Raw genomic sequence first — 2963 nt, forward strand, 5'->3', positions numbered from 1 at the left:
CCGCCGTACTTTTCCACCGAGGATATGTACGCCGTGGAGTTTGCTTGGGCCGACCATGTGCGTCTGCGGGACACAGCGGCGAATATGCAGGGCCGGTTTCTGCTCTCGTATAACGATTGTGCAGAGATTCGGGAGTTGTACGCTGGTTTTCCTGTGTTCGATTTCACCAGAGTCCACTCCATGGCCCAGCGGTACGAGGCCGGGAAAGAGTTCAAGGAGCTGCTCATCGGGAATTATGACCTATTCGAGCAGGAAAAATCCAAGCCCACACAAATGAAATTTGAAATATAGGAAGTGGTTATTTTGGCAAGTGAACCATTCATTCTGGTATCTGTGCCTCTGGAAATGTTTCTGGAGGCTGGAATCAACACCGAAAGTATCATCCAGGTGAGTGCTCGTGAAGGGAAAATCATCATCGATACCCCGGACAGCACCGAGGATTACGTCTGCGACAGGGATTGCGAAAACTGTCCCTTGAACGCCATGCCCTGCGAATTCAACTGTGAAAGCTGTCCCTGCCAGGCAAACTGCGATGGAAGGGGGCTGGACGAGTGAACAAGAAACTTCTGCGCATTTTGGGTAAGCGAGGGCGTATCACCATCCCCTTTGAAATCCGGCAACGGGTGGGCTTTGCTTACAATGACGTGCTGTCTTTCACCGAGAGTGAAGATGGGCGGTCGGTGGTTATCCGCAGGGAGAAGCTCTGCGATGATTGCCAGGGCAAAACTGTTCGGGCTATGATGGATGACAGGGCTACACTGCTGGAACTATTGGACTCCCTGCCCACGGAACTGAAAAAGGCGGCATTCGTGCAGCTCTCGGAGAGCCTGGGCAGACTGCCAAAGAGAGAAATTCGGACTGGGCCGCCGCGCATCCGGGAAGCGGAAACGCCTATGTGATAGGAGGTGCTTTCTCTGAAAATTATCCGCGCTCCGCCCAGATCGTGGGGCATTTCTGGCTGAATCTTTGTTGCATATTTATTCGGATTTGGTCTGGGCTTTTCAGGAGTTTATGGTATGCTTGTGGTCAAGAAAAACTCCAAGAAAGGATGAATCCTATGAAGAAAATCTTGACCGCTATCATAGCTGCCGCCGTGCTGGTCAGCAACGCAGGGTGTCAGGTGCAACAGCCCCAGCCCACGCACTCCGAGCCGGAACCCGCGCCCCAGGCGCTTGTGCTGAATGTAGCCTCGCCCACCGAAACCAGTGAGAAACACCTCGACACGAGTGCCATTATAGCACAAATCACAGCGGGCCTCAAGGTTAAACTGGATACGGCAGAAAAGAAGAAAGAGGAGCCCAAAGCCTCCCCTGCCGCCCAGCGGAAAGAGGTGCAGGAATCGGAAAAGCAGCCACAAAACTCTGCCATAGAGCCAAAAACAGCGGCGGCAACTCCCACTCCCGAACCGCCTGCCACCGAGCCTGACGCCTACCTGAAAGTGACCGTGAAAGCCACTCCCACCCCGCCGCCAGCGGCTACTACCGCACCGACACCTGTTCCCACACCGGAGCCTCCAGCCCCAACACCCGCACCTGCCGAGCCTACACCGGCTCCGGCAGAGCCCACGCCAGAGCCGGTCATAGAGGAACCCACCTTCGATATCGGCTACTGGATCGGCTACGCGCAAATCTGCGCCCAGGGCCTGGGATTACGGCTGGAAAGCAGCGCGGTAGACTGCTGGGACAACCCCATCGGGGCCGGGCCGCACAGCACCTGCCTGGAGAGGGACATCCGCAGTAGGCTGAATAGATATGCAAACGACCCGGATATCACTGACGTGTGGATCTGGTATGAATCCACCGGCGGAAGTAACTACAACATCTATATCGGGTACGCATAACAAGAAAATCAAATAACCCATCGAAGCGCATTGTGAAAAAGCAGTGCGCTTTTTTTATTGCCCAAAAGGGCAGAAAAGGAGAAAATATGACATCTACAGTCAAACGGAAAAGCATGGCGCTGGTCATGGCCCTGCTGCTTTGCTTTTCCATGTTCGTCAGTTTCGGCACCACGGCCCAGGCTGCGGGAGAGCGATCCGAAATCTATATGGTTTCCTTCCCTCGTGACGCTGAGAACAACCGTGACCATTGGGATCGTGACAACCTTCAGTTCATGAACGGCTGGTATATGGAGGCTTACGATATGTTTGCAACTTTCGCCGTCGGCTCCTATGAGGGCAAGGTGGCGTACTGCATCGAGCCGGGGACTCCCATCGACAACGCCCACACGTTCACGGCGAAAGATGAAACCTTTTGGGATAATTATCCGTCCTCGCTCAATAAGACAATTGACGCGGACACCATCAAGTCCCTGATTGGCCGTATTTTGCAGTATGGCTACACCGGCAATATCGACCCCACCTGGGTATCTCAAAATAGTGCTGCTGCCGACAAGCTGGCGCACGTCTACGCAACCCAGCTTCTGATTTGGGAAACCATTGTGGGTGAACGAGACGAGAGCTTCGCCCACGTCAGCACCGACGGGAAAAATCCTGTGCTGGACTTCATCAAGCCGGGTCACCCCCTGCGCTCCCGAATCATGGACAAGTACAACTCCATGGTCACCAGCGCCCAGAATCACAGCAAAGTGCCCTCTTTCATGGCGAAAAGCACCGGCAAGGCTCCCACGATTGAACTGGAGTGGGACGGCAGTCAGTATACTGCTAAGCTCACGGATACCAACAAGGTGCTGGGGAATTACACCTTCACTTCCGATTATAGTTCCATGAAGTTCACGACCAGTGGCAATGTGCTGACTATCACCAGCCCTACCGCGCCCACCGGCAACGTGACCGTCAGCGCCAGCAAAAAAGACTCCAAGCGCATGGGACTTGTGGTTTGGGACGATGGTACCTTCGGGCCTGGTGTGGGCCAGCAGAACACCGTCACCTACACCCAGTCCGTCACCGACCCCATCGCCGCTTATCTGAAACTCAATGTTTCTTACGGCTCCGCTAAAATCGT

Annotated in this window: 4 protein-coding genes and 1 pseudogene; all 5 read left to right on the top strand. The window is 54.5% G+C overall.

The genetic code is table 11. From position 1 onward, the window contains the following. Window positions 1-291, top strand: a pseudogene (locus tag U8U01_RS17115) (DNA adenine methylase); the annotation flags it as partial. A gap of 12 nt (window positions 292-303) precedes the next feature. Continuing rightward, complete coding sequence (locus U8U01_RS17120) at window positions 304-555, top strand: hypothetical protein (protein WP_322176795.1); 252 nt, start codon at window positions 304-306, stop codon at window positions 553-555. Then, window positions 552-899 carry an AbrB/MazE/SpoVT family DNA-binding domain-containing protein gene (locus tag U8U01_RS17125; protein ID WP_322176796.1) on the top strand — a complete coding sequence of 116 codons (348 nt, stop codon included), beginning with the start codon at window positions 552-554 and terminating at the stop codon, window positions 897-899. Before U8U01_RS17120 ends, U8U01_RS17125 begins: the two co-directional genes overlap by 4 nt. Before the next feature lie 158 nt (window positions 900-1057). Beyond that, the gene (locus U8U01_RS17130; protein WP_322176797.1) at window positions 1058-1840 is read left to right on the top strand and encodes a hypothetical protein; all 783 of its coding nucleotides are present in this window, start codon (window positions 1058-1060) and stop codon (window positions 1838-1840) included. Window positions 1841-1926: 86 nt separating this feature from the next. Then, on the top strand, window positions 1927-2963 hold a 1037-nt coding region (locus U8U01_RS17135), incomplete at its 3' end, for a thioester domain-containing protein (RefSeq protein ID WP_322176798.1).

Source organism: Acutalibacter caecimuris (assembly GCF_034335085.1).
Classification (GTDB): domain Bacteria; phylum Bacillota; class Clostridia; order Oscillospirales; family Acutalibacteraceae; genus Acutalibacter; species Acutalibacter caecimuris.